Raw genomic sequence first — 24438 nt, forward strand, 5'->3', positions numbered from 1 at the left:
ATGTAGGACACGTCCTGACCTTGATCCTCACTAGCGTCGGCCTTGGCAGCGTCACCGCGAAGGAGCAGAAGTTGAGCAAGGTCAGCACCAACCAGCCGCTCGGAACGCCGACGTGGATCGACCTCGGGGCCCCCGACCTCGACCGTGCGAAGGCGTTCTACCGCGCGTTGTTCGGCTGGGAGTACGAGGAGCGGTCGGCGGCAACCGGCCCCTTCACCCTGTGTCTGCTGCGCGGACAGCGGGTGGCGGCGCTGCGGCCCGTCTCCGCCGCCGATGCCGAAGGTGAGTCCTGGTGGCATGTCCACCTCGCCACGGACGACTGCGACCGCACGGCCAAGCAGATCGTCGTCAGCGGCGGGACGGTGCTCGTGCCGCCGGCGGATGTGGCGGACCTGGGCCGTACGGCCGTCGTCGCGGACCCCACCGGCGCCCGCTTCAGCCTCTGGCAGGGACGTACGCTGGCGGGCTGTGAGCTGGTCAACGAGCCCTGCGCACTGGTCCGCAACGACCTCGCCTGCCCGGACCCCGGCCCCGCCCGCCACTTCTACGCCACCGTCTTCGACTTCACGCTCGACGGCAACGACGACCTCCCCGGCTTCGACTTCACCTTCCTGCGCCGCCCCGACGGCCATGAGATCGGCGGTATCTTCGGCGACCCGGCGGCCCCCGCGTCCCGTTGGCAGACCGTGTTCGAGGTCGCGGACACCGACGACCTGGCAGCCCGCGCCGTCGCCGCGGGCGGTACCGCGGGCACCCCGGAGGACGCCCCCTACGGCCGGATGGCCGCGATCACCGACCCCTTCGGCACGTCCTTCAGCGTCATCACCCGCCCGTCGCCCACCAGTTAGGCGCGGGCCGGCAGAGGCAACCCCGGCCCGCCCTTCCCGCCCTGCTCTGCCAACGTCCCGCCCCGCCCCGTCCCGCCGGGCCGGGCCGGGGCGGGACGGGACCCCACCGCCACGGAATAATTCGTTCGCCCCGTCCCGGGGGCTCCGCCTACGCTGCCGCCATGAACTTCCTCCAGATCTACGGCTGACACGGCCGAGGGCGTTCCGCCGCCCCGCCCGCACCCAGGCGTGCCCGCAGCGCGACCGGCTTCGTTGCCGGTGTCGCGCGGTGCCGCCTGGGCCGTCGGGCTTCCGTGTCCCCGTTCCGTAGCTCTGTACCGAAGGAAGTCCTGGACCTATGCGTCCCTCTGAACTTGCCGCTGCCCCTGCGCGCGCCCATATCGCCATGATCGGCTCGCCCATGGTCAGCCATGTGCTGCCCGGCCTGGAGATCATCCGTGAGCTCGTCGCCCGCGGCCATCGTGTGACGTACGCCAACGCCGGCCATGCGGCCGAGCTGATCGCCCCCACCGGCGCCGAGTTCGTCCGCTACTCCACCACCCTGCCGGTCGCGGACAACGACTGGCCGCAGGATCCCGTTGCCGCCTCCTCGCTCTTCCTCGACGAGGCGATCGTGGTGCTGCCGCAGCTGCGCACCGCGTACGACGACGACCCCGCCGACCTCTACCTCTACGACATCGCCTCCTACTCCGCCCGCGCGCTGGCCGAGGCGCAGGGCCGTGAGCTCGTCCAGCTGTCACCGACCTTTGTGGGCTGGGAGGGGGCCCAGGAGGAGATTGCCGCGATGTTCGCCGGGCTGCCGGGGGCGGTTGCGTACCATTCGCGGTTCGCCGAGTGGCTGGCCCGGTGTGGTGCGGTCACCACGGAGGTGGACGCGTACGCCGGCCGGCCGCGCCGGGCGGTGGCGATGATCCCGCGTGCCATGCAGCCGCATGCGGACCGGGTCGACACCGATGCGGTGGCCTTCGTCGGGCCGTGCCTCGGCAGCCGTGCGGAGCAGGGCGGCTGGACGCGGCCGGCCGGTGCGGAGAAGGTGCTGCTGGTGTCGCTGGGCTCGGCGTACACGCGGCAGCCGGAGTTCTACCGGCAGTGCGTGGCGGCGTTCGGGGAGCTGCCGGGGTGGCATGTGGTGCTACAGATCGGCAAGTACACCGATCCGGCGGAGCTGGGCGACCGGATTCCCGCGAACATCGAAGTGCGCTCGTGGGTACCGCAGTTGGCGGTTCTGGACCAGGCGGACGCGTTTGTGACGCATGCAGGGATGGGCGGCAGCAGTGAAGGGCTGTACACGGGTGTGCCGATGATCGCCGTCCCGCAGGGCGCCGAGCAGTTCCTCAACGCCGACCGGCTGGCCGAGCTGGGTGTCGCCCGCCGTATCGACACCGCGGATGCCACGGCCGAGGCGCTGCGCCGCGCGCTGCTGGAGCTCACCACTGATCCGCAGGTCGCCGCGCGTTCGGCCGAGCTACGGGCCGAGGCCCGCGCGGCGGGGGGTGCCCGACGGGCCGCGGACCTGATCGAGGAGCGGTTGAGCTGACGCCCAGGGGGCCGGGCCGGGCGCCATCGTGCCGGCCCGGCCCCCGTCGGCCGCCCCCTCATCGCTGACCCCTCCACTCACCCCTGCCCCCTCGCCTCACCCCCGCCCCAGCACCACCGTCCCCGAGGAGCAGAACCAGCCGCCCGTGCCCGAGGCGACCGCGAGCTGGGGGAGTGCGCCGCCGGGTTTGCGTACCTGGCGGTCCGGGCCGGCCTCGCCGCGGAGTTGGCGTACGGCCTCGACCAGCAGGAACAGGCCGCGCATACCGGGATGGCAGGCGGCCAGCCCGCCCCCGTCGGTGTTGACCGGCAACTCCCCGTCCCGCAGCAGCCGCCCCTTCTCGACGAATGCCCCGCCCTCGCCCTTGGCACAGAAGCCGAGGTCCTCCAGCGTCACCAGGGTCATATAGGTGAAGGCGTCGTAGAGCTCGGCGAGGTCGATCTCGTCGGGGCGCACACCGGCACGTTCGAAGGCCAGCCGGCCGGAGACCGCGGCGGGCGAGACGGTGAAGTCGTCCCACTCCGACATGGTGGTGTGCGAGACCGCGGTGCCGGAACCGAGTACCCATACCGGGGGCTTGGCGAGGTCAGGGACGTAGTCCTCGGCGACGAGCAGGACCGCGCAGCCGCCGTCGGAGCGGATGCAGCAGTGCAGTTTGGTGAACGGGTCAGCGATCACCGGGCCGGAGAGGACCTCGTCGACGGTGATCGGGTCGCGGTACATGGCGTCCGGATTGGCCGCCGCGTTGGCCCGCGCCTGGACGGCTATCTGGGCCAACTGCTCCAGCGTGGTCCCGTATTGATGCATATGACGACGGGCGGCCATGGCGTATTTGGCGATCAGGGTGTGCCCGTAGGGGACCTCGAACTGGAGCGGGCCGCGGGCACCGAAGGAGAGGTTCGCGGTACGGCGTCCGGCCTTGAGGTCGGCGCGGGCGGTGGAACCGTAGACGAGAAGTACGGCGTTGGCATGGCCGGCGGCGATCGCGTCGGCGGCGTGTGCGGCCAGTACCTCCCAGGTGGAGCCGCCCACCGAGGTCGAGTCGACCCAGGTGGGGTGCAGTCCCAGATATTCGGCGACTTCGACGGGCGCGAGAGTGCCCAGACCGGCCGAGGCGAAGCCGTCGATCACCGACCGGTCCAGACCGCTGTCGGCCAGCGCCCGGCGGGCGGCCTGGGCGTGCAGGGCGTACGGGGTGGCCTCGTCCACGCGGCCGCAGTCGGACAGGGCCACTCCGGCGACGGCGACCCTGCGATTCCCGTAAGGGGTCCCTGAAGTCATGAATCTGACGGTACATCAGATGCGGGGGCGTGGGCAGGGCGCGGAGAGCCGCCCGGTAACCGGCCCGGAGTCCGCCCGGTGTTGACCCGGGCCCGCCAGGGGCCTTGTCCGCCCGGCCTGGGCGAGGAAGCGGAAGTAAAGCGATTATCAGAGAATCGGAGATATGGAAGCAGGCTTCAAATGCTTTCCCGGGAAGGGTATTCTCCATCCGCTGTGTGTAATTCACCGGCCCCACTTCGGCCGGTTCGCTGCTCGCTGTTGCCCATACGGTGAAGCAGGCATTTCCGTGTGCGGGACAAGGCCGTCCCGCCTGCCTCAGGGAGTGTCATGTTCGCCTATAAGCCACAATTTCCGGCGTCCGGCCAGGTGCCCGGTCCCGGATTAAGTGCCGCATTCTTAGCGGGGGCCGTGATTCCCGTGGGCGCCATGCCCGACGGAATTACCCTCGCCCCTGGTGCGGCCCGCACGGCGACCTCGCCGACCGTCACCACTCCTGCCGGATCGGGCGTCGTCCCCGTGACGGTCACCACCCCGGGCGGCGTCCCCGTCACCGTGTTCACCGCCGGCGGGAGCGCCGACGGACTGACCTACACCTACGTCAGTCCGTCCACCGTCACCGGTGTCAGCCCCGACACCGGACCGACCTCCGGCGGCACCGTGGTGACCGTCACCGGCACCGGCCTGTCCACCACCGACCAGGTCACCTTCAACGGCGTCCCGGCCCCCTTCGAGATCGTCTCCGACACCACGGTGACCACCACGTCCCCGCCCAGCGGCACCCCCGGCACCTTCGCCGTCACCGTCACCGGCCCCGGAGGCACGCCTTCCGGATCGTTCACCTACGTCTCCGGCCCCGATATCTGATCCCCTCCGGGCGCCACGACCGGCCGGCCGCGCGGCGGACCCGGCCTGCCCGAGCGGCGCCCCCGGAACACCGAGCCCCCGGCCGGCCAGGGGCGGGATTCGCGGCGCCGCGGCGTGACTGCGCAAGTGCGTCCTGGCGGCCCTGCGATATCGGCCGGGAATTACTGCGCCATTACCGCATTTCATGGCCATAGCCAATGCATTTCCCTTCCAGTCCCAGAGGAGAAAACCGTGCGTCACTTCAAGCATGTCGCTCTGAGTGCGGCCGCCGGATTGGCGGCCCTCCTTTTCTGTGCGCCCTCGGCATCGGCTGCCACCGGAACCGGTCCCGGGCCCAATCCTCCGAGAGAAGAGGTCTTCCAGCTGGTCGCGAAGCAGACGCAGGGCGGTCTCGTCGATGTGGACGGGTCGGGCGGCCCCAGTCTGGGGGACGAATTCGTCCTGAGCGGGAATCTCTTCCGCGGCAGCCTCGCGGTCGGCACCTACAGCGAGATCTGTACGCTGACCCGGTTCGCGCCCGCGGATGAGTTCGACCTCCAGTGCGCGGCCGATCTGGCCCTTTCCCAGGGGCAGCTCACCGTGCAGGGCCGGTTCACCGTCACCACTGCCGGCCCCGGCAACATCGACCTGGCGATCACCGGAGGCACCGGGCGCTACCGCACGGCCCACGGCTTCCTCCACGTCGTCAACGTCAGTGACACGGAATCGCAGCTCACGGTCCATCTCACCCTCTGACGCGGCGGGAAGGCTCCCAGGGCGGCGAGCGGCCCGGACATCCCGGCCCGCTCGCCGGGCCCCGGCCCCCCTACCCCGACTTCGATGGCGAAGTCGGGGCAGGGGCATGGCTGTTGGGGCCTGCAACCCCGCCGGGTTGTCTTCCTCCCCTCCCGGGACTTTGTGGACTCGCCCTAGGAAAGTGCACCCCCCGTCCCTACTATGACGGCCCGTCAGATCGGAAGCGGGGGCCCGTCGTACCGGACGGGCGTTGTCGCACGGCCGGGAGGAGCCCGCCGATGGATGCCGCGTTCACCGAGGAGCAGCACGAAATCCGCCGTACGCTGCGCGAGCTGCTGCTCAAGCGCTGTGGTCCGGACGAGGTCAAGGCGGCGGTACGCACCCCACCCGGGTACGACGAGCACCTGTGGCGGCAGCTCGCCACCCAGCTCGGCCTGCCCGGCCTGGCGCTGCCCACCGCATACGGCGGGGTGGGCTGCGGGCCCACCGAACTGGCCCTGGCCTGCGAGGAGACCGGCCGCGCCGTACTCCCCTCGCCGCTGATCGCCACCGCCGCGCTGGCCGCGCCGCTGATTCTCGCGCTCGGCAGTGAGCGCCAGCGCACCGCACTGCTGCCGGCCCTGGCCACCGGAGAGCTGACCGGAACGCTCGCCGTACCGGGCGGGCAGCTCGCCACCGCACTCGCCCTGACCGGGCCGAACGACGCCGACTGGGCGGGTGGCGGCCGGGCCGGCGGCATCCAGGCGCGGGTGCAGGACGGAACGTGGCGGCTGTACGGGGAAGCCGGGCAGGTGCTGAACGGGCACACCGCGGACGTGCTGGTGGTGGCCGCGCATACCGGTGGGTTCGCGCGCAGCCGTACCCTGCTCTTTCTCGTACGGGCGGGGGCGCTCGGCCCGGCGGACGGAGCCGACGGAGCGGACGCCGGGCGCGGTGCGGGGCCCGGCGTGCCCGGTCTGCTGCGGACCCGGCAGACCGCGCTGGACGAGACCCGTCCGCAGGCGCGCCTCGAACTGCGTGAGGCGCCGGCGGAGTTGCTGGGCGAGGCGGACGGTGACGAGGCGGCGGTCGCCGGTGCGCTGGCCGCGACCGGGGTGGCGGCGGCCGCGGCGCTGGCTGCCGAGGCGGTCGGCACGGCCGATACGGCGCTGGCCCGGACCGTCGCCTACGTTCAGGAGCGCGAGCAGTTCGGCCGGCCCATCGGCTCCTTCCAGGCGGTCCAGCACCGGCTCGCCGATCTGTATGTGACGCTCCAGGCGGCGCGCTCGGCGGCGTACTACGCGGCCTGGTCGGCGGGCCGTGACCGGTCCGGGACCGAGGGAGCGGCGGGACGGTACGGTGCGGCCGAGCCCGGCGTGGGGGCGCTGGCGCTCGCGCAGGCGCTGGAGACGTTGCGTGCCGTGGCGGCCGAGGCGGTGCAGTTGCACGGCGGTATCGGCTTCACCTGGGAGCACGAGGCACATCTGTACTTCAAGCGCGCCGCCTGCGACGAACTGCTGCTGGGGCCCGTGCACCGGCTGCGGGCACGGGCCGCCGAGGAGGCGGGGCTGTTCGCGGGCGGGGCGGGGGAGGCGGCCGGAAGCGCTCCGAGGGACGGAAGCGGGCCGAGGGGCCGAAGCGGGCCGACGGACGGAAGCAGGGAGGCGGGTGGAGGCGGGGCGAGACCTGCGAGCGCCCGTGTGGCCGATGGGTCCGATGCCGCCGATGCGTCCGGTGCCGCCGATGGGCCCGGTGCGTCCGGTGCGTCCGGTGCGTCCGGTGCGGCCGCGGGGGCCCGTGCGCCCGAAGCGGTGGAGGCCTGATGCCGCCGGGCGAGCGATTGCTCCAGAGAGTCTCCGCGACCCGTACGTTCGCCCGGATCGCGCCGCACTTCATCCCCGCGCTGGACCGCGCGGTGCACCGGCTGACCCGCGGAAAAGTGCTGCTCAGCGCCCGGATGCTGCCCGGGGTGATCCTGACGGCGACCGGGGCGCGGAGCGGGCAGCCGCGGCGTACGCCGCTGGCGTGCCTCCCGGAGGAGGGCGGCGGCTGGCTGCTGATCGGCAGCAACTTCGGACGGCCGGGTCATCCGGCCTGGACCGGCAATCTGCTCAAGAACCCGGATGCCGAGGTGAGTTGGCGGGGCCGGGACATTCCGGTGCGGGCCCGGCTGCTCACCGGGGAGGAGCGGGCGCAGGCCTGGCGGGCGGCGCTGGCGTTCTGGCCGCCGTACGCCGCGTACCAGGCGCGGGTGGCGCGGGAGATCCGGCTGTTCCGGCTGGAGCGGCGGTGATCCGTCCGGTGCGTCACGGGGCTTGGCCCCTGCCCGGTCGGTTCGCCATGCAGACAGCGGGCGCCGCGGCGAACTCCCTAGGGGTCGCGCGGCGCCCGCTGCGTGTGCGGTACAGCTATGGCAGGACGGATAAAGGACCGGTGACGAACGAGCCCGGCAGCAACGGGGCTTCGAGGCGCGGCTGCCTCTCGGGCCGCTTCGGCTGCTTTCTCGGCGGTGTGGTTATTTGGTCGGCTTCTTGCCGGTGACGCCGAGGTGCACCAGCAGCGCCAGGTTCGGCTTGAGCTCGGCCTGCTTGACGCCCCAGCTCTGGAAGCCCTTCTGGTGCCCGGCAACCGCGGCCAGCATCGCGACGAGCGAGCCGGCCATCGCGGGCGGGCTCACGTCCTTGTCGACCTTGCCCTTGCTCTGAAGTTCCTTGATCGAATCTGTAAGGGAGTTGGTGACGGCATTAAGGATCTTCATGCGGATCTTGTAGAACCGCTTGTCGCCCTCGGCCGCACCCAGGTCGATGACGCGCAGAATCGCGTCATGCCTCCGCCAGAAGGAGAGGAAGCCCTCGACCAGATCCTCCGCCGCCTGCCACGCGGATTTGCCCACCCAGGAGCGTCCGGCGACAAGATCGGTCAGAGTGGCGCCTTCTTTGGCCATCTCCTCGGCGATTTCGAGGACGGCACCCTCGACGTCCGGGAAGTACTGATAGAACGTTGCGGGTGAAGTCCCCGCTTTTCGGGCTACATCGATGACTTTGACGTCCCGGTAGGGGGACGAACTGAGCATTTCGCTGAGGCAGTCGAGAAGCTTTTGCCGCGTCGCCTGTCCGCGGCGGCCGGCAACTCTGCCGTCGACGGTTCGAACTTGTCCTGTCATGCCGTCAGCTTACCGAGGGGTGATCGGAGCGCGATTTGGCTGCCTGCAAATGGGGATGGGGGAGTTCGCGGTGCGCGGCCCCTTAACGGGCGGCGGTAGCGGGCCCGCCCGCGGCCGCGATTCGTGCGGAGCCGCTTGGTCCGATCCGGTGAAGAGTGTTATCAACAGGCTGTGGACAACTTTGGTGGATAAGTGGTCACTGTCCGTGCGGCAAGTGCACGGCGATGGCCGCCAGTTGAATATCGGCACGTTCGTCCGTCCGTCATCACCACGCCCGATGGGTCCTTCAGGAATCGACCGCGTGTGCGAATCCTCGGCGGGCGAACCGCACGAACCGGCGCTAGCTTGGACATCTGACCGCCGCTTCGGCAGGCGTTCCGGCCTGCCCGGATTCCTGGTCGGGCGCCACGCCAGGTGTCATGACGCCGAAATGACCTTCGAACGCGCAGAATTGGGCCGTGGGGCCGTGGGGCCGAGGGCGACGACGGGGATGGCATGACCGGTGGGGGATGGGTGTGCACAGTCGGTGGAACGGTCGGTGGAACAGCATGGATTCGGCCGCCGCGGCCACCGGATGTCCGGGGGTGTGAACCGCTCCCTCGGTGCGCCCGTCAAACAAAGTGGTGAGCGTCCGTATTTCGAGCGGTGCCGCGCACGGGGGATTTGCAACCCGCCGGTAACCCGCTCGGCAAACGCCCGTCAGGGGACGTATCGCAGCACGTCAGGCGCGGTTGGGTTACGTCGGGTAACGGGCCCGGTGCGGGCTACGGGGGGTATGCCGTGACACGGCGGACAGGCCCCGGGTTCGCAACCGTCGGCCCGGCCAGGAACAATCAGCACGCGTACGGCCGTTTCGACAGTCCTCGCCGCAGGCGGGGAGACGCTGCACGGGGCAGTGGCTCTCGGCGGCTCGTGGCTATGGAGAGTCTCTTTTTTACGCCCCACGGGGAGGTGGCAGGCAAGTGGTGGAGCAGCTGAAGCAGCTGACGCAGCACGATCCCCGGCGGATCGGCCCGTTCGAGGTGCTCGGCCGTCTCGGGGCCGGCGGCATGGGCCTGGTCTATCTGGCGCGTTCGGCGTCCGGCCGGCGCGTGGCGATCAAGACGGTGCGTACCGAGCTCGCCGAGGACCAGCTGTTCCGGGTCCGCTTCACACGCGAGGTGGAGGCGGCCCGCGCGGTCAGCGGCTTCTACACGGCCGCGGTGGTGGACGCCGACCCGCGCGCGGCAGTGCCCTGGCTCGCGACGGCCTATGTCCCCGCGCCCTCCCTCGAGGAAATAGTCAATGAGTGCGGGCCGCTCCCGGCCCAGGCGGTGCGCTGGCTGGCGGCAGGGATCGCCGAGGCGCTTCAGTCCATCCACGGCGCGGGACTGGTGCACCGTGACCTGAAACCGTCGAACGTGCTGGTCGTCGAGGACGGCCCCCGGGTGATCGACTTCGGTATCGCCTCCGGGGTGTCCAACACCCGCCTGACGATGACCAACGTCGCCGTCGGCACGCCCGCTTATATGTCGCCCGAGCAGGCCCGTGACTCGCGCAGCGTGACGGGCGCGAGCGATGTCTTCTCCCTCGGCTCGACGCTCGTCTTCGCCGCCACCGGGCATGCGCCGTTCCATGGCGCCAACCCCGTAGAGACCGTCTTCATGCTGCTGCGTGAGGGGCCCGACCTGGCCGGGCTGCCGGACGAACTGCGTCCGCTCATGGAGTCCTGTATGCAGATGGAGGCCGGCCAGCGGCCGTCACCCGCCGATCTTCAGTCCCAGCTCGCGCCGCATCTCTTCGGCTCCGGCAGCGATGACAGCGGTACCGCCTCGGCCTGGCTGCCGGCCGGCGCGGTGGCACTCATCGAGGGCCGCCGCGGTGGCCGCACCACCGTGGCGAACAACGGCCAGCGGGCCGGCTCCGGGCGCGCCGCCGGCCGTTCGGCGCCCGCCGCGCCGCCGTCCCCGCCCGTGTCGCCCCCGATGCCCGCATCACAGCCCGTCCCGGCGCCGCCGCGCCCGGAGAGCGCACCGGTCGGCGCGGAGTCCGGCTGGCCGGGCCAGATGGGCGCGGGCCCCGGCGCGCACCGCGGCGGCGATCCGCGCGGCGCCAACCCGGGCCCGATGCCGCAGCCCGCGGTGCTCGGCCCGGATGCCTCGACGGCCCGGGTGACCCCGGTCTCCGCCGCCCCGCCCGCCGCCGCGCTGTCCGCCGCGCCGCCGGCCGTTTCCGTGGACGGCGCCGCCGGTCCCGTACGCCTCGGTGGCTCGCCCGCCCCGATAGGGCCGGGGCCGCGCGCCGACTCCCCCGGCGCCCAGCCGCGCGGGCAGGCCGGTGCCGCGACGAACTGGGTGCGGCCGCCCGGTACCGGACCGGTCACCGGTGTGCCGCCGCAGGGCTCGGCCAATGGTGCCGGGGACGGTCCGGCCCGTGGCGAGGCCGCACCGCCCGCTCCGCCCGAGGCGCCGCCCGCCGAGCCGGGCCGCTGGCGCCCCTGGCGGTTCCGGATGTCGAACGATGTGTGGGGCACCCCCGCCGTCGCCGACGACCTGCTGTACGTCACGTCCTTCGAGGTGCATGCGCTCGACGTGGCCAGCGGGCGCCGTAAGTTCAAGACCCGTGACGTCGCCTGGGCGATGGCGGTCGCGGACGGCCGGATCCATGCCTCGGACGGCCCGAGCCTGTACGCGCTGGACGCCGACGACGGCACCGAGCGCTGGCGGCTGCACACCGAGGGCTGGGTCTACGCCCTCAAGGCCGACCGCGGGACCGTCGTCACCAGCACCCGTGGTGGCGGCGTCCAGGCATGGGAGGCCGCCAACGGCGAACTGCTGTGGGAGATCGGCGGCGTCCAGACCGACTTCGAGACGGCCGACGCCGGGCCCGTGGTGCACGACGGCACGGTGTTCGTCTGGGCCGACGCGCGGCTGAAGGCGCTGGAGGCGCGCACCGGCATCGAGCGCTGGTCGTACCCGGTGGGCGACGCCGCGGCCTGCGGCGGGGTGCCGGTACGGCTGCTGCCCGCGTCGGACGGTGCGGTCTATGTCGTGGCCGGGACCCGGGTGCTGGCGATCGATATCGCGCGCGGCGACGTGCGCTGGCACTTCGAGGCGCCCGCGGTGTTCCTCAGCCCGCCCGCCTTCGCGCCCGGCCCGGCCGTCACCGGCGGCGGGGTCTACCTGGCGGACTACCTCGGCACGGTCTACGCGCTGGACCCGTCGGACGGCCGCGACCGCTGGCGGATCGCCACCGAGGCGCGGCAGTCCACCGAACCGGTGCTGGTCGCGCACGGCGCGGTCCACCTGGGCAGCGGCAAGGCGCTCTACACACTGGACGCGGTGACCGGCACGCCGCGCTGGCGGTTCCAGGCCGGCGCGGAGGTCGTCGGTGCACCGGTCGTTGCGGAGGGCCGGGTGCACTTCGGCTCGGCCGACCACTGCCTCTACACGCTCGACGCGATGGGCGGCCAGCTGCGCTGGAAGCTGGCGACCGGCGGCGAGATCACCGGTTCGCCGGTCGCGGTCGGCGGTGTGGTGTACGCATGCAGCAAGGACCGCTGTGTGTACGCGCTGGACGCGGCCAAGGGGACGGGGCTGGCGCGGCGGTCGTGATGCGGCGGTCGTGATGCGGCTGTCGTGACCTGGTGGTGGCCGTCTACTGCCGGTCCTCCGGAGGCTGTTCGGGGTGTTCGGACCGGTCGGGTTGGCCGGGCTGGTCTGGCTGACCGGACTGGCCTGGCTGTTGTGGCTGCGCGGGGCGCGGCTGCCGGTGTTCCTTGGCCCACTCCACCGGAGGTGTGGGGGGCTGCTGACGGGCCGGCATGGTCGGCCGTGGCTGCTGCGGTTGTTGAGGTTGCTGACGCTGTTGTTGCGGCTGTGTCCACTGTTGCTGCGTGGGCGGTGGTGGCGGCGGGGTGACCGGCAGGGGAGCGGTGGGGGTGTCCTCCCTCGGGCCGTAGGCACCGCTGCCGTGTCCGCCGGGTGCCGCGGGGCCTGCCGGGGGTCCGGCGGGGCCGGTGGAATACGGCTCCGGGTTCCACTCCTCGGCTCCCGGGCGGCCCGCGTCCCAGGGTTCGGGCGTCCCCGGAGGGTAGGGCGTGTGCGGGTCGTAGGGCGCACGCTCGTCGTAGCGGTCGTCCGGTGCGGCGGGTCCGTAGCGTCCGTCGGCGTACCGGCGCTCGTCGTATGCGTGATGGGGGACCCGTCGGCCGCGGCCGCGCATGATCAGGGCGCCGAGCAGCAGCAGTGCGCCGCCGCCCAGGGCGTTGGCGACGCCCACCCCCAGGCCGCGGGCGCCGGCCGTCAGTTCGCTGGCGGCCTGGCCCTGGCGGACCATCCACAGGATCGTGAAACCGAGCACCACCAGGCCCGCGAGGGTGACCAGCGCCCGGGAGCGCAGGGCGACTCCGATCAGGGTCAGCAGGACGGCGAACGCCATGGGGAGGACGACGGAGCCGAAGAGGGCGGCGCTGCTGCGGGTGATGCCGTTGAAGAGGTCTTCGATCCGCACATCGCTGCCGTGACGGCCGTCGTACCAGGGACGGAAGGGGCTCCAGACGGCGGCCGTCGCTCCGACGAGGGCGATCAGCGACCCGATGACGTTGCGCACCACGGGCGTCGCCTCGCTTCGAGTCGTCCGGTCATCCTCCGTGACCGACGCTACGCCCGACCCTCTGTGCTCGCGAGAGAAGTACGCCCGCACGCGTGGCATGTGGCCCGTACGGAGTGTCACCGGGCCTTGCTAAGGTGCCGTGCACGCGTCAAACCACAGGACGACGGGTTCAGAGGTTTCCACGGGGGATGAACAAGAGAATGCAGCAGTGCACACGCATGGGCAGCCGCGGTGGCGCCCGTACGGGAATCAGGGCAGCGGTGGCGACCGCATTGGTGCTGGCCACGGTCGCCACGGCAGGTGGCTGCGCGCTCCCCCGGCCTCGTGTCAAGGTGCCGGTCTACGCGCCGAGCCCCTCCTCCACCGGCGGGTACGACGCGAGCAGTCCGACCCCGTCGTACGAGCCCACGTACTCGCCCTCGCCGACCCAGGAGACGTACGACCCGGACGGGCGGTCGGACGTCGACGGCAGCAACTGCGACTTCTCCGATTCGCTGCGCCAGTTCACGTACACGGTCTCCATCACCAATCCGTCGTCGACCGACTCCTTCTCCTATGACATGGCCGTCAACTGGATGAAGGCCAAGCCGGCCGACGGCAAGGCGTACGGGCTGCACGAGCGCTCGATCACCGTCGGTCCCGGCGACACCGAGACCTACACCGCCAAGTACACCGTCAACCAGTCCTCCATCGGGCAGTTCTGGTTCACCTGCGAGATCACGCGGGCGCACAAGTCGCGGATGTAGGTCACCTGACCGGCCGTCCGTCCTCCCGCCCGCCCTCCTGGCCGCCGTGCCGCGGGCGGGTGGCGAACAGCCCGGCCTGGCGGTCCGGGGGCAGATTGCCCAGCGCGATCAGCTGGGGGGCCTGCGCCAGGGCCTGCGTCCGGGCCGCCTCCTTGACCGTCCACAGGGCGCGCACGGTGCCCTGGACCGCCTCGGTCGGCTGGGCGGCGAGCACGGCCGCGCGGCGCAGCGCCACCTCGGCCGCGGCGCCGGGCGCGGTCAGCTCGGAGACCAGGCCGATCTCGTACGCGCGGGGTGCCCCCAGCCGCTCCGCCGTCCCCATCAGGGCCAGCCGGGCGATCTCCCCGTAGGGCATCCGCTGCGCCATGTAGATGGACTCGTATGCGCTGACCATCCCGTAGGTGGTGTGCGGGTCGAAGAAGGTGGAGTTCTCGGAGGCGATGAGGAACTCGGCCTCCCCCAGGAGATAGAAGGCGCCGCCGCAGGCCATTCCGTCGACGGCGGCGATGACCGGCTTCCACAGGTCGTTGGCCTTCGGGCCGATGCGGAGCAGCGGGTCGTCGAGGGAGTAGGGCGAGGGCGGCTGGGGGACATCGACGGAGCGGTCGAGGCCGCTGGAGAAGGCCCGGCCGCCGGCGCCGGTGACCACCACGGCCCGTACGGCGTCATCGAAGCGGAACGCCCGCCAGGCCGCGCCGAGTTCGGCGGCGGTGTCCAGGTCGATGGCGTTGTGCCGTTCGGGCCGGTCGAGGGTGACCAGCGCGACCCCGTCCTTGATCTCCGTGCGGAGCGTCATGGCCGCTCCAGGAGCCAGCGGGGTACGGTCACGCCTCCCGGCATGGTGTGGAAGGCGGCCTTCACCGGGGCGCCGATGCGCAGCCGTGCCGGGTCGACGGAGTTGAGGGGGGCGTCGGGGGCCGCGACGAGATTGCCGACGAGGCGGATGCGCGGGGCCTCGGCCAGCTCCACGAGGATCGCGTTGTAGCCCGGCCGGGCGGCGTAGGCGGGCAGCAGCGGCGGGTGCGGCAGCACATAGGACCAGATGCGGCCGCGGCCGCTCATCCGCTGCCAGTGCGCGGCGAAGGACTGGCAGTGCGGGCAGCAGGGCCGGGGCGGGAAGCGCAGTTCGTCGCAGCCGGAGCAGGCCTGGATGCGCAGTTCGCCCCGCGCCGCGTACTCCCAGAAGGGCGCTCCGTCGTCGTCGGCGACGGGAAGCAGCAGGTCGGCGGCACTGTCGGGCCGGTTGTCAGTGGCGGGTGTCACGATCGGGGACATGGCATCGCGAACGGACTCGGCGGACTCGACGGTTTCACGAGCGCTCATGGCGTATCAACTCCTCAGCAGCAGGGCCGAGGTGGGGACGCCCTCGCCCGCGGTGACCAGGCAGGTGGCGGCGTCGGGGACCTGCGCGGTGCTGGTGCCGCGCAGCTGCTTGACGCCTTCGGTGATGAGGTTGAAACCGTGCACGTACGCCTCGGAGAGACCGCCGCCGCCGGTGTTGAGAGGGAGCCGGCCGCCGGTCTCCAGCGCGCCGCCCTCGGTGAAGGCCGCGCCCTCGCCGCGTCCGCAGAAGCCGTAGCCCTCCAGCGAGAGGGGGATCAGGGGGGTGAAGGCGTCATAGATCTGTGCCACGTCGACGTCCTGCGGGCCGAGGTCGGCGCCCTTCCACAGATGCCGGGCGGCGGTCCGGGCGGGGCCGGTGAGCGGGTCGTCGTTCCAGTAGTTGACCATGCCGTGGTGCTGGGCGGGCAGGCCCTGGGCGGCGGAGTGGACATAGACCGGCCGCTGCCGGCAGTCGCGGGCGCGCTCGGCCGAGACCAGGACACAGGCCAGCGCGCCGTCGGTCTCCAGGCAGTTGTCGAAGAGGCAGAGCGGCTCGCTGATCCAGCGGGCGGTCATATACATCTCGCGGGTCAGCGGGCGTTCGTACATGACCGCCGCCGGGTTCTGGTTGGCGCGGTTGCGGCAGGCGAGCGCGACGTTGAAGAGGTGGTCGCGGGTGGCGCCGTATTCGTGCATATAGCGGCGGGCCAGCATGCCGATCTCGTCGGCGGGGCGCAGCAGTCCGAAGGGGCGGGTCCACTGTCCCGGGGTGGGCAGCTGGACCTGGGTGTTCTTCCAGGGGCGCGGTCCCGAACCGCGTTTGCGGGACCGCCAGGCGACACCGACGCTCGCCTGGCCGGTGGCGATGGCGGCGGCCAGATGGGCCACCGTGGCGCAGGAACCGCCGCCGCCGTAGCCGACCTTGGAGAAGTGGGTGAGGTCCCCGGCACCGATCGTCTTGGCTATCTCGACCTCGTCGGTCTCCTCCATGGTGTAGGAGGCGAGGGCGTCCACCTCCGAGGGGGCGATCCCGGCGTCGTCCAGCGCCGCGACGATCGCCTGACAGGCCAACGTCTTCTCGGAGGCGGGGAGATGCTTCGCGAACGGAGTCTGTCCGATGCCGGCTATCGCCGTAGCGTCCTTGAGGGTCGCCCCCATCGCCACCTCCGTGGTCGGTCGTCAGTGCTGACAGCGGAGGAGGCTACCGCTAATCTGACGGGTAGTCAGCTAGTGGCGCAGGGCTCTTCGGCGGGAGGCAACGCGATGCGCGACGACCTGGAGGCGCGGGCGGACCTGGAGTACGGCGTCATCCCCCGGCTGGTGCGCACGGCTTCGCAGCGGTACGCCTCCCGCGAGGCCGTGGTCGAGGGCCGCACCCGGGTGTCGTACGCCGGGCTCGGCGCGCGGGTGGAGGCCGCGGCGGCCGCCTGTATCGCCTCCGGGGTCGCGCCCGGCGACCGCGTCGCCCTCTGGGCGCCCAACACCCTCGACTGGATCGTCTCCGCCCTCGGGGCCGTCACCGCGGGCGCCGTACTCGTCCCGGTCAACACCCGCTTCAAGGGGACCGAGGCCGCCTACGTCCTGCGCCGCACCCGCGCCAAGCTCCTCTTCGTCACCGGCACCTTCCTCGGTACGTCCTACGTCGCCTCACTCCGCCGCGCCGCCAAGGAAGGCAGCGGCCGCGGCCCGCTGCCAGGGCTGCCGCAGCTGGAAAAGGTCGTGGTGCTCTCCGACGACGCCCCCGCCGACTTCACCACCTGGCAGGACTTCCTCGCCGGCGGTGCGGAGGTGTCGCCGGAGACGGTCCGCGGCCGGGGCGACGCCCTGCACCCCGACGCCCCCGCGGACATCATCTTCACCTCCGGTACCACCGGCCATCCCAAGGGCGCGGTGATCACCCATGCGCAGACCCTGCGCGCCTACGACGCCTGGAGCGACCTGGCCGGCCTCCGGGAGGGCGACCGCTATCTGATCGTCAACCCGTTCTTCCACACCTTCGGCTACAAGGCCGGGATCATCGCCTGTCTGCTGCGCGGCGCGACGATGATCCCGCAGCCGGTCTTCAGCGTGGAGACCGCGCTCGCCAATATCGCCGCCGAGCGGATCTCTGTACTCCCCGGCCCGCCCACCCTCCACCAGCAGATCCTCGACCACCCCGCCCGCGCCCTGCACGACCTCTCGGCGCTGCGCCTGGTGGTCACCGGAGCCGCCGTGGTCCCCCTGGAGCTGGTCGAGCGGCTGCGCAGCGAGCTGAAGATCTCCACCGTCCTCACGGCATACGGGCTGTCGGAGAGCTCGGGCGTGGTCACGATGTGCCGCCGCGGCGATCCGCCCGAGGTCATCGCCACGACCTCGGGCCGGACCCTCCCCGGCACCGAGGTCCGGGTCGTCGACGCCTCGGGCCGCCCCCTGCCGCCCGGCGACCCCGGCGAGGTGCAGGTGCGCGGCTACCACGTGATGTCCGGCTACTTCGAGGACCCGGCCGGCACGGCCCGCGTGATCACCCCCGACGGCTGGCTGTGCACCGGCGATGTGGGCGGCCTCGACGCGGACGGCAACCTCCGCATCACCGACCGCATCAAGGACATGTTCATCGTCGGCGGCTTCAACGCCTATCCCGCCGAAATAGAGCAACTCCTCGGCCGCCACCCGGACATCGCCGACGTCGCCGTCATCGGCATACCCGACCGCCGTCTCGGCGAGGTCGGCAAGGCCTATGCGGTCCGCCGCGCCGGCTCCGCGCTCACCGCCGACGACCTGATCGCCTGGTCCCGCCGTGAGATGGCCAACTACAAGGTCCCGCGGGAGGTCGCCTTCGTCACCGAACTCCCGCGCAACGCCAGCGGCAAGATCCTCAAGACCCGGCTGCGGAACGGAGCCCCGGGGCCCGCTCCGGCGTGATCCGGCCGCGCAGGATGCCGACGCCCCTACGACCCCTACGACCCCGGCGGCGCCCAGTCGGGCCGCCGGCCGCTGAGCGCCACCACCTGGTCGAGAAGCGGTGCGTCCGCCCCCACCGCCACCGGCGCGCCGAACACCGGCACCCGGTCCGGGCTCTCGGCCATCGGCGCGAGCAGCGCATACGAGACCCCGAGGCTCGCCGCGTCGGGCCGGTAGTCCTGCCCGGTGGCGCGCGCCAGGTCCCAGCCGTGCAGCACCAGCTCGTTCAGCGCGAACCGGCCCGCGATGGCGGCGGGCAGGGTCACCCCGCCCGCCTGGGTCTCGCCCTCCCAGGCCGCCGGATCGTGCCAGGCCTCCGCCATCCCGCGGAGGTTCCGGTCCAGCTCGGCCCGCCAGCCGGACTCCACGTCCGGCACCTCCGCACCCGGGTTGACGCTCGTCGTCGCCCCCAGGTTCTTGCGCGCCGAGTCCTGGAATGCCGCGGACAGGCCGACGAGGTGGCCCAGCAGATGGCGCACCGCATAGGCCTCGCAGGGGGTGGGGGCGTCGAGCTGCTCATCGGCGGTCTGCGCCGCGAGCTGCGAGACCAGCCGGGCCTGCGCAGCGAAGTCGATCGTCTCGGTCATCGTCCGGGTCCTTCCGTCCTGCCGGGGGCGTCCTGCCGGGTCGTCCCACCGGAGGCGTGCCGCGCACCCCTCCGGTGACGTTCCCAGTGAAGACTCCGCCGGCGCCCGGAACTCATCGCCACACCGCCGTAGCGCCCCGGCTACTCCGTATACCGCTCCCGCAGCACTGCCTTGAGCACCTTGTTCAGCGGCCCGCCGCGCGGCAGCTCGCCGACGGTCTCCAGCTGCTCCGGCAGCTTCTGCGTCATCAGCCCGGCCGCCCGCAGGTGCGCGGTCAGCTCGTCCAGGGTCAGCGGCGCCGCCGCCGGATCGGCGGGCGTGACCACCGCGCACACCCGCTCGCCACGCTCCCGGTCCGGCAGCCCGATCACTGCCGCCTCCGCCACCGCCGGATGGGCGTGCACCAGGTCCTCGATCTCCTGCGCGGAGATGTTCTCGCCCTTGCGGATGATGATGTCCTTGAGCCGCCCGGTCAGCACCAGATGCCCGTCGGGACGCAGATACCCCAGGTCACCCGTGCGGAAGAAGCCGTCGGCGGCAAACGCCTCGGCGGTCAGCGCCGGGTCCGTGTACCGCCGGAAGAGCATCGCCCCCTGGAGCGTCACCTCACCGGGCTCCCCGGCCTCGGCCTCGCTCCCGTCCGGCCGGGCGATCCGTATCTCCGCCCCCACCACCGGCCTGCCGACCGTCCGCGACAGCTGCTCGTCCCCGTCGTACGGCGTGCCCATCGTGATCATCGGGCACTCGGTCATGCCGTATCCGTGCACGATCGCGCACCCCAGCTCCCGCCCGGCCGCGGTGTACAGCTCCGGCGGCATGGGCGCCCCGCCGCCGGACAGCAGCCGCAACGAGGGAATCAGCCGCCCGGCCTGCGGATGCCGCTGCCGGTAGCGGCGCGACTCATCGAGAAACGCCTGGTAGAAGGCGGTGCTGCCACCGGCCATCGTCACCCCGTGCCGCCGGTGGACGGCGGCCGCGCGGCCCGGCTCGAAGGTGTCCAGGATGACCGCGGGAAACCCGCTGACCAGCATGGCGATGACATAGTCCGGGCCGGCGATATGCGCGTACGGGAAGGCGATCGAGCCGACGTCGTCCGCGGACATACCGAGCGCGGTGGCCAGCCCGATGCCGCCGGCGAGGAGAGTGGCGTCGGTGTGCTCGACGCCCTTGGGGGAGGAGGTGGTGCCCGAGGTGTAGTAGATCCAGGTGGTGCCGCCGTCGCTGTCGGACACCGCATCGGGCAGCCCGGCCGGGTCCGCCGTGGGCAGCCCGTTCCCGACCGGGACCACCCGCACCCCGTCCCCGGCGGCCTTCCGCACCATCGCGGTGTGGTCGAACCCCCGCCACACGCCCGGTACGAGCACGAATTCCGCCGCCGACTCCGCCAGGATGAACCCGACTTCGCGCTCCCGGTGCTGCGGGATGACCGGTGTCTGTACGGCCCCGAGCCTGGCCAGCGCCAGCGAGGCGATCACCGTCTCGATCCGCGTCGGCAACTGCCAGGCCACCCGGGTCCCCGCCCCGATCCCCAGCTCCCGGAACCCGGCCGCCACCCGCAGCGCCGCGTCGCGGACCCCGTCGAAGGTGACGCTCCGCCCGTCCCCGTCGTAGAACATCGGCGCCCCGCGTGAGAGCTGTGCCCGGTACTCGACCAGTTCCCAGAGCGAATGTGTGCGGGCGGGTTCGAACACGGCGCCTCCTCGCGGGTCGCGGGTGGCGTGACTGTAGCACCGCAAACTGACGTACCGTCAGATAGCTGCAAGGGGCGGAGAGATGAACTCTTTGCCGGGCCGTGGGCCCTGCGGGCCGGGTGCGGAGCGTTCCGCGGCAGCCCGTGTGGTGAGGGCTGCCGGTTGTGTCAGGGGGTGTGGCTGTCGAGGGGGGCCAGCGGCGCGTGGTTGTCGCTCGGTACCACCGGCATGTGGTTGTCCGGGACCACCACGGACTGCGGCGGGGCGGGGGTGTGGCTGTCGGCGAGGGCGGGCACGGTGGCGCCCCCGAACGCGGAGAGCGCGAGCGCGCCGACGACGAGGATCTTCTTGGTGGAAGTCATGCCAACTCCTGAGTAAAGAACGGAAATTGTCGCTGGTGTCATAAAAATAGTGGCAAGTGCGCTCAGGCGTTCGCACTTCTCGCCGGCGGCAGAACCTCGCCGGCAAAACCGAAGCGGACATGCCGCAGGGGCCGGTGTCGGTGGCTTCCCCTCCGAGCCATGGACACCGGCCCCTGCGATCCCCCGAATAGCTCCCCCGTTGGCTCAGGTGGCGCTAGTTGGGCTTGCCGATGGGCTGGTGACTGTCCATCGGCAGGATGGTCTCACCGGCACCGGGCTTGGTGCCGTTCTTCGGCGCGGCCCCCTGGCCGGGGGTCGGCTGGTGGCTGTCGTCGACGGTGGGGCTGATGCCGGCCCCCGCAATGGGCTGGTGGCTGTCATTGGGCTTGATGACGTCGCGATCCCCCCGCGACGGCACCTGGGGCGTCAAATCGGCCCCGAGAATCGGCTGGTGGCTGTCGAGGGGCTTGACGATGTCACGATCCCTCGGACCCGGTGTCTGCTTCTCGGTTGTCATGGCGATCAACTCCTGTGTGGGCGCTTTGTGCCCCGCCCGCCCGGCGACTCCCCCGAGGGCCTCCGGACGGGCGCGGCGCGGCCGCTCACCTTAACGGGGCGACCTGGTCACCGAGCCGCTTGCCCCCCGAGGCGGCGGTTCGGTAAGCAATAGAGTGGCCCCTGCCGATGAACGATCGATAAACGTCCGCTGCGGGGGCCCACAGGCGCTGTTACGCGACCACCACGGGAACCAATAGCTCCTGGACAACGGCGCTTTCTGGCAGCCCGAGACGCTCGAAGATGGCCAGCGCCTCCTGCCAGCAGACCCTTGCCCGGCCGGTGTGCCCGATCTCGTTGAGGGCCCGCCCGAGCGTGGTGAGGGCACTGGCCCGCCGGGACTCGCCACCGATGCCGCGCAGGGCTGCCAGCGCCTGTTCGGCGTGGTTGGCGGCGGCGGCCGGCTGCCGGGCCGCGAGGTCGACCTCGGCCATCCGGTAGTTGGTCATGCCTTCCCAGAACCGCTGGCGGCTGTCCTGGAAGATGGCCAGTGCGGCGGCAAGCTGCTCGGTCGCTTCGTCCAGCCGGTTGTCCTGGGTGTAGGCGAGGGCAAGGGCGTACATGCCGTTGGCGAGCCGGCGCGTGGCTCCCAACTCGCGGTAGATGGTGATCCCTTCCTCGGCCAGCTGTATGGCGCTCGCCACCCGGCCGGTGTCCAGATGGACCCGGGAGAGGTTGCACAGCGCGCTGGCCTCGGAGCTCCGGTTGCCGTCGCTGCGGAAGGCGGCCAGGGCCTGCCCCAGGTAGGCCTCCGCGTCGTCGTGCCGTCGCTGGGCGTTGGCGATGATGCCCCGGTCGTTGGGGGCATACGAGGAGGAGAACGGGTCCTCGACGGCGAGGCCGAGCAGCATGGCGGACTTGGCGTTCTCGTCCGCGTCGTTCAGCCGGCCCGAGAGCGTACGGGCATAGGCGAGTGCGGTGTGGATCCTGGCCTGGGCGTGCTGCTCGCCGGCCTTCTGGGCGGCGACCAGCAGGGAGACGCCGGCCTGCTCGTACTGGAGCGCATCGGCGCCGGACTCGGCCAGGTCCTTGGTGAGCAGCAGCAGGTCGGCGGCGCGCCGCAGGGTCGTGGGGCCCTCGCACTGGCGCGCGCATGACAGCAAGCAGCCGGCCTCGCTGAACAGCCACTCCAGCGCTGTCGTCCGGTCGTCGAACTCCAGCCCCGGGAAGGCGGTGGCCTCCATGTGGTCGACGAGGCGGTCGCCGGGGCGCTCGAGGACGTACATGTTGGCGGCCGTGGCGGAGTAGAAGTCCAGCAGTCGCGACATCGCCGCGTCCCGCTCGGACGGGGGCTGTTCGTCGCGTTCGGCACAGGCGCGTGCGTACAGCCGCACCAGGTCGTGGTAGCGGTAGCGCCCCGGTGCGGCGGACTCCAGGAGGGAGGTGTCCACGAGGGACTCCAGCAGCTCCTCGGCCGCGTCGATGTCCAGGTCGAGGATGGCGGCCGCCGCCGCCAGCGAGATGTCCGGCCCGTCGGCCAGGCCCAGCAGGCGGAAGGCTCGGGCCTGCTGGGGCTCCAGCTGGCCGTAGCCGAGTTCGAAGGTGGCCTTGACGGCGAGGTCGCCGGCACGGAGTTCGTCCAGGCGTCGGCGCTCGTCGGCGAGCTTGCGCGCCAGGATGGAGACCGTCCACGTACGGCGGGCGGCCAGGCGGGAGGCGGCGATGCGGATGGCCAGCGGAAGGAAGCCGCAGGCCCCGACGACGGCCATGGCGGCCTGCCGCTCCGAGGTGACGCGCTCCTCGCCGACGATCCGGGTGAAGAGGGAGAGCGCTTCTTCCGGGCTCATCACATCGAGATCGATGAGGTGCGCACCGGCCAGGTCGTTCATCCGGGCGCGGCTGGTGACCAGCGCGGCGCAGCCCTCCGTGCCGGGCAGCAGCGGCCGGACCTGGGAGGCGTCCCGGGCGTTGTCCAGCAGGGTCAGGACACGTCGGCCGGCGAGGGTGGACCGGTAGAGGGCGGAGCGTTCCGCCAGGCCGTCGGGGATGGAGGCGTCGGGCGTGCCCAGGGCGCGCAGGAAGGCGCCGAGGACGGCCACCGGCTGGGAGGGGTTGTGCCCGGCGCCCTGGAGGTCGACGTAGAGCTGCCCGTCGGGGAAGTGGTCGCGGGCGGTGTGTGCGACATGGACGGCGAGGGTGGTCTTTCCGACGCCGCCGATGCCGGTGAGCGCCGAGACGGCCATGACGCTGCCCTCGGCGGTGGCGAGTTGATCGCCGAGTTCGGCGACGAAGGCGGCACGGCCGGTGAAGTCGGCCACGGTGGCGGGCAGTTGTTGCGGGCGCACCACGGCGGGGCTGCTGGTGTTCGCGTCGAAGCTGACGATGACGGGTGCGTCCAGCTCCGGGTCGGCCCGGAGAATCCGCTGCTGGAGCTCGGCGAGCGAGGCGCAGGGTTCGACACCCAGTTCCTTGTCGAGCAGCCGGCGGGTGTCGGCGTAGACGGCGAGCGCCTCGGCCTGCCGGCCGCTGCGGTACAGCGCGAGCATGAGGAGTTCCCGCAGCCGCTCGCGGAGCGGGTGAGCGGCGGTGAGGGCGGTCAGCTCGGAGACCGCCTCGGCGTGGCACCCGACCTCCAGGTCGAGTTCGAGGCGGGTCTCCAGCAGGGTCAGCCGCCACTCGTCGAGGCGGGTGCGCTGGGTGTCGGCGTACGGGCCGGCGAGGCCGGCCAGCGGTTCGCCGTCCCACTGTGCGAGCGCGGCGTCGAGGAGTTCGCGGGCCCGGCCGCGGTCACCTGCGGCCTTGGCCTTCTCGGCCTCGGCCGCGTACTGCTCGGCATGGTCGTGGTCGAGGTCCAGCGGGCGGCCGTCCACCGACCGGATCGCGTAGCCGCCGGACTCGCTGACCAGGGCGGCGGCGTCATCGCCGAGCGCCTTGCGGAGCCTTGAGGCGTACGTACGGAGCGCGGCGAGCGCGGCGTGCGGCGGTTCGTCGCCCCACAACGCGTCGACGAGCTCGGGTGCGGTGGCGGTACGCCCGCCGCGCAGCAGCAGTGCGGCAAGCAACGCACGCTGCTGCGGGGACCCCGCCGCCAGCGGTGTTGCGCCGCGCCAGGCCCGCACGGGACCGAGCACGGAGAAGCGGAGCCGCTCCCGCCCCTGCCCCGGACTGTCGTCCATGTGTCCACCTGCCCTGTGCCATCCGTTCGTACCGTTCGCATCGGTTCACCGAGCGCAACGGTCAGTCTGCCTTGTCACGGCCCCTTACGTCAGTAGGGGTCCGGAGCATCCACAAAGC

At 72.1% G+C, this 24438-nt stretch carries 20 protein-coding genes; 9 read left to right on the forward strand and 11 right to left on the reverse strand.

Features of this window, described 5'->3' with window-relative positions:
- Positions 1 to 71: 71 nt before the first annotated feature.
- Together IF67_RS0116345 and IF67_RS0116350 are read left to right on the forward strand one after the other, a co-directional pair.
- Entirely contained in the window at positions 72 to 848 is a 777-nt protein-coding gene (locus IF67_RS0116345; protein WP_030986264.1) for a VOC family protein, read from the forward strand.
- Between the two features lie 337 nt (positions 849 to 1185).
- Positions 1186 to 2385, forward strand: coding sequence for a macrolide family glycosyltransferase (locus IF67_RS0116350; RefSeq protein ID WP_063754355.1), 1200 nt, complete (start codon positions 1186 to 1188; stop codon positions 2383 to 2385).
- Between the two features lie 96 nt (positions 2386 to 2481).
- On the opposite strand, the gene IF67_RS0116355 is transcribed toward IF67_RS0116350, so the two are convergent.
- On the reverse strand, positions 2482 to 3666 hold the full coding sequence (locus IF67_RS0116355; protein ID WP_030986268.1) for a thiolase C-terminal domain-containing protein: 1185 nt from the start codon (positions 3664 to 3666) through the stop codon (positions 2482 to 2484).
- Between the two features lie 426 nt (positions 3667 to 4092).
- Here IF67_RS0116355 and IF67_RS41540 point away from each other — a divergent pair, with 426 nt between their 5' ends.
- From IF67_RS41540 to IF67_RS0116375, 4 genes are all read left to right on the forward strand, one after another.
- On the forward strand, positions 4093 to 4530 hold the full coding sequence (locus IF67_RS41540; RefSeq protein WP_234341120.1) for an IPT/TIG domain-containing protein: 438 nt from the start codon (positions 4093 to 4095) through the stop codon (positions 4528 to 4530).
- 231 nt (positions 4531 to 4761) lie between these two features.
- Positions 4762 to 5265 (forward strand): allene oxide cyclase barrel-like domain-containing protein, encoded by a 504-nt coding sequence (locus IF67_RS0116365; protein WP_030986272.1) that lies wholly within the window; start codon positions 4762 to 4764, stop codon positions 5263 to 5265.
- 278 nt (positions 5266 to 5543) lie between these two features.
- Positions 5544 to 7067 carry an acyl-CoA dehydrogenase family protein gene (locus IF67_RS0116370; RefSeq protein ID WP_234341121.1) on the forward strand — a complete coding sequence of 508 codons (1524 nt, stop codon included), beginning with the start codon at positions 5544 to 5546 and terminating at the stop codon, positions 7065 to 7067.
- Positions 7067 to 7537, forward strand: a complete 471-nt coding sequence (locus tag IF67_RS0116375) for a nitroreductase family deazaflavin-dependent oxidoreductase (RefSeq protein ID WP_030986275.1) — start codon at positions 7067 to 7069, stop codon at positions 7535 to 7537. The genes IF67_RS0116370 and IF67_RS0116375 overlap by 1 nt, the downstream gene beginning before the upstream one ends.
- A 222-nt stretch (positions 7538 to 7759) precedes the next feature.
- Here the strand turns inward: IF67_RS0116375 and IF67_RS0116380 are convergent, their stop codons facing one another.
- Positions 7760 to 8407, reverse strand: a complete 648-nt coding sequence (locus IF67_RS0116380) for a TetR family transcriptional regulator (RefSeq protein ID WP_030080541.1) — start codon at positions 8405 to 8407, stop codon at positions 7760 to 7762.
- A gap of 962 nt (positions 8408 to 9369) precedes the next feature.
- On the opposite strand from IF67_RS0116380, the gene IF67_RS0116385 reads away from it, so the two are divergent.
- The gene (locus IF67_RS0116385) at positions 9370 to 12000 is read left to right on the forward strand and encodes a PQQ-binding-like beta-propeller repeat protein (protein ID WP_063754356.1); all 2631 of its coding nucleotides are present in this window, start codon (positions 9370 to 9372) and stop codon (positions 11998 to 12000) included.
- Between the two features lie 43 nt (positions 12001 to 12043).
- Here IF67_RS0116385 and IF67_RS45985 read toward each other — a convergent pair whose 3' ends face one another.
- Complete coding sequence (locus IF67_RS45985; RefSeq protein ID WP_030986279.1) at positions 12044 to 13000, reverse strand: hypothetical protein; 957 nt, start codon at positions 12998 to 13000, stop codon at positions 12044 to 12046.
- Positions 13001 to 13188: 188 nt separating this feature from the next.
- Between IF67_RS45985 and IF67_RS0116395 the strand changes: the two genes are divergently transcribed.
- The gene (locus IF67_RS0116395) at positions 13189 to 13746 is read left to right on the forward strand and encodes a hypothetical protein (RefSeq protein ID WP_078889465.1); all 558 of its coding nucleotides are present in this window, start codon (positions 13189 to 13191) and stop codon (positions 13744 to 13746) included.
- A gap of 1 nt (position 13747) precedes the next feature.
- On the opposite strand, the gene IF67_RS0116400 is transcribed toward IF67_RS0116395, so the two are convergent.
- From IF67_RS0116400 to IF67_RS0116410, 3 genes are read right to left on the reverse strand one after another with little or no spacing between them, the layout of a single operon-like run.
- Entirely contained in the window at positions 13748 to 14542 is a 795-nt protein-coding gene (locus IF67_RS0116400) for an enoyl-CoA hydratase/isomerase family protein (RefSeq protein ID WP_030986283.1), read from the reverse strand.
- The gene (locus tag IF67_RS0116405) at positions 14539 to 15021 is read right to left on the reverse strand and encodes a Zn-ribbon domain-containing OB-fold protein (protein WP_051818147.1); all 483 of its coding nucleotides are present in this window, start codon (positions 15019 to 15021) and stop codon (positions 14539 to 14541) included. Before IF67_RS0116405 ends, IF67_RS0116400 begins: the two co-directional genes overlap by 4 nt.
- A gap of 54 nt (positions 15022 to 15075) precedes the next feature.
- The gene (locus tag IF67_RS0116410; protein WP_030986286.1) at positions 15076 to 16227 is read right to left on the reverse strand and encodes a lipid-transfer protein; all 1152 of its coding nucleotides are present in this window, start codon (positions 16225 to 16227) and stop codon (positions 15076 to 15078) included.
- A 105-nt stretch (positions 16228 to 16332) separates the two neighbouring features.
- Here IF67_RS0116410 and IF67_RS0116415 point away from each other — a divergent pair, with 105 nt between their 5' ends.
- Positions 16333 to 17970 carry a FadD3 family acyl-CoA ligase gene (locus IF67_RS0116415; RefSeq protein ID WP_030986288.1) on the forward strand — a complete coding sequence of 546 codons (1638 nt, stop codon included), beginning with the start codon at positions 16333 to 16335 and terminating at the stop codon, positions 17968 to 17970.
- A 35-nt stretch (positions 17971 to 18005) separates the two neighbouring features.
- Here the strand turns inward: IF67_RS0116415 and IF67_RS0116420 are convergent, their stop codons facing one another.
- From IF67_RS0116420 to IF67_RS0116440, 5 genes are all read right to left on the reverse strand, one after another.
- Entirely contained in the window at positions 18006 to 18596 is a 591-nt protein-coding gene (locus IF67_RS0116420) for a TIGR03086 family metal-binding protein (protein ID WP_030986290.1), read from the reverse strand.
- 140 nt (positions 18597 to 18736) lie between these two features.
- On the reverse strand, positions 18737 to 20287 hold the full coding sequence (locus IF67_RS0116425; RefSeq protein WP_030986293.1) for a class I adenylate-forming enzyme family protein: 1551 nt from the start codon (positions 20285 to 20287) through the stop codon (positions 18737 to 18739).
- A gap of 167 nt (positions 20288 to 20454) precedes the next feature.
- Positions 20455 to 20649: a hypothetical protein gene (locus IF67_RS0116430; RefSeq protein WP_030986295.1), complete on the reverse strand. Its 195-nt coding sequence runs from the start codon at positions 20647 to 20649 to the stop codon at positions 20455 to 20457.
- 214 nt (positions 20650 to 20863) lie between these two features.
- Positions 20864 to 21166: a hypothetical protein gene (locus IF67_RS0116435; RefSeq protein WP_051818112.1), complete on the reverse strand. Its 303-nt coding sequence runs from the start codon at positions 21164 to 21166 to the stop codon at positions 20864 to 20866.
- Positions 21167 to 21377: 211 nt separating this feature from the next.
- A complete protein-coding gene (locus IF67_RS0116440) occupies positions 21378 to 24320 on the reverse strand; it encodes an AfsR/SARP family transcriptional regulator (protein WP_030986299.1) in 2943 nt (980 codons plus the stop codon).
- Positions 24321 to 24438 lie beyond the last annotated feature (118 nt).

Origin of the sequence: Streptomyces sp. NRRL S-1813, assembly GCF_000719605.1 — a bacterium.
GTDB classification, from domain to species: Bacteria; Actinomycetota; Actinomycetes; order Streptomycetales; family Streptomycetaceae; genus Streptomyces; species Streptomyces decoyicus.

Bases quoted from the DNA above. Each gene is read 5' to 3' on its own strand.
- IF67_RS41540 (WP_234341120.1), top strand. From the start codon at position 4,093: ATGCCCGACGGAATTACCCTCGCCCCTGGTGCGGCCCGCACGGCGACC.
- IF67_RS0116435 (WP_051818112.1), bottom strand. From the start codon at position 21,166: ATGACAACCGAGAAGCAGACACCGGGTCCGAGGGATCGTGACATCGTC.
- IF67_RS0116405 (WP_051818147.1), bottom strand. From the start codon at position 15,021: ATGTCCCCGATCGTGACACCCGCCACTGACAACCGGCCCGACAGTGCC.
- IF67_RS0116415 (WP_030986288.1), top strand. From the start codon at position 16,333: ATGCGCGACGACCTGGAGGCGCGGGCGGACCTGGAGTACGGCGTCATC.
- IF67_RS0116420 (WP_030986290.1), bottom strand. From the start codon at position 18,596: ATGACCGAGACGATCGACTTCGCTGCGCAGGCCCGGCTGGTCTCGCAG.
- IF67_RS0116370 (WP_234341121.1), top strand. From the start codon at position 5,544: ATGGATGCCGCGTTCACCGAGGAGCAGCACGAAATCCGCCGTACGCTG.
- IF67_RS0116400 (WP_030986283.1), bottom strand. From the start codon at position 14,542: ATGACGCTCCGCACGGAGATCAAGGACGGGGTCGCGCTGGTCACCCTC.
- IF67_RS0116375 (WP_030986275.1), top strand. From the start codon at position 7,067: ATGCCGCCGGGCGAGCGATTGCTCCAGAGAGTCTCCGCGACCCGTACG.
- IF67_RS0116395 (WP_078889465.1), top strand. From the start codon at position 13,189: ATGAACAAGAGAATGCAGCAGTGCACACGCATGGGCAGCCGCGGTGGC.
- IF67_RS0116380 (WP_030080541.1), bottom strand. From the start codon at position 8,407: ATGACAGGACAAGTTCGAACCGTCGACGGCAGAGTTGCCGGCCGCCGC.
- IF67_RS0116430 (WP_030986295.1), bottom strand. From the start codon at position 20,649: ATGACTTCCACCAAGAAGATCCTCGTCGTCGGCGCGCTCGCGCTCTCC.
- IF67_RS0116350 (WP_063754355.1), top strand. From the start codon at position 1,186: ATGCGTCCCTCTGAACTTGCCGCTGCCCCTGCGCGCGCCCATATCGCC.
- IF67_RS0116440 (WP_030986299.1), bottom strand. From the start codon at position 24,320: ATGGACGACAGTCCGGGGCAGGGGCGGGAGCGGCTCCGCTTCTCCGTG.
- IF67_RS0116355 (WP_030986268.1), bottom strand. From the start codon at position 3,666: ATGACTTCAGGGACCCCTTACGGGAATCGCAGGGTCGCCGTCGCCGGA.
- IF67_RS0116410 (WP_030986286.1), bottom strand. From the start codon at position 16,227: ATGGGGGCGACCCTCAAGGACGCTACGGCGATAGCCGGCATCGGACAG.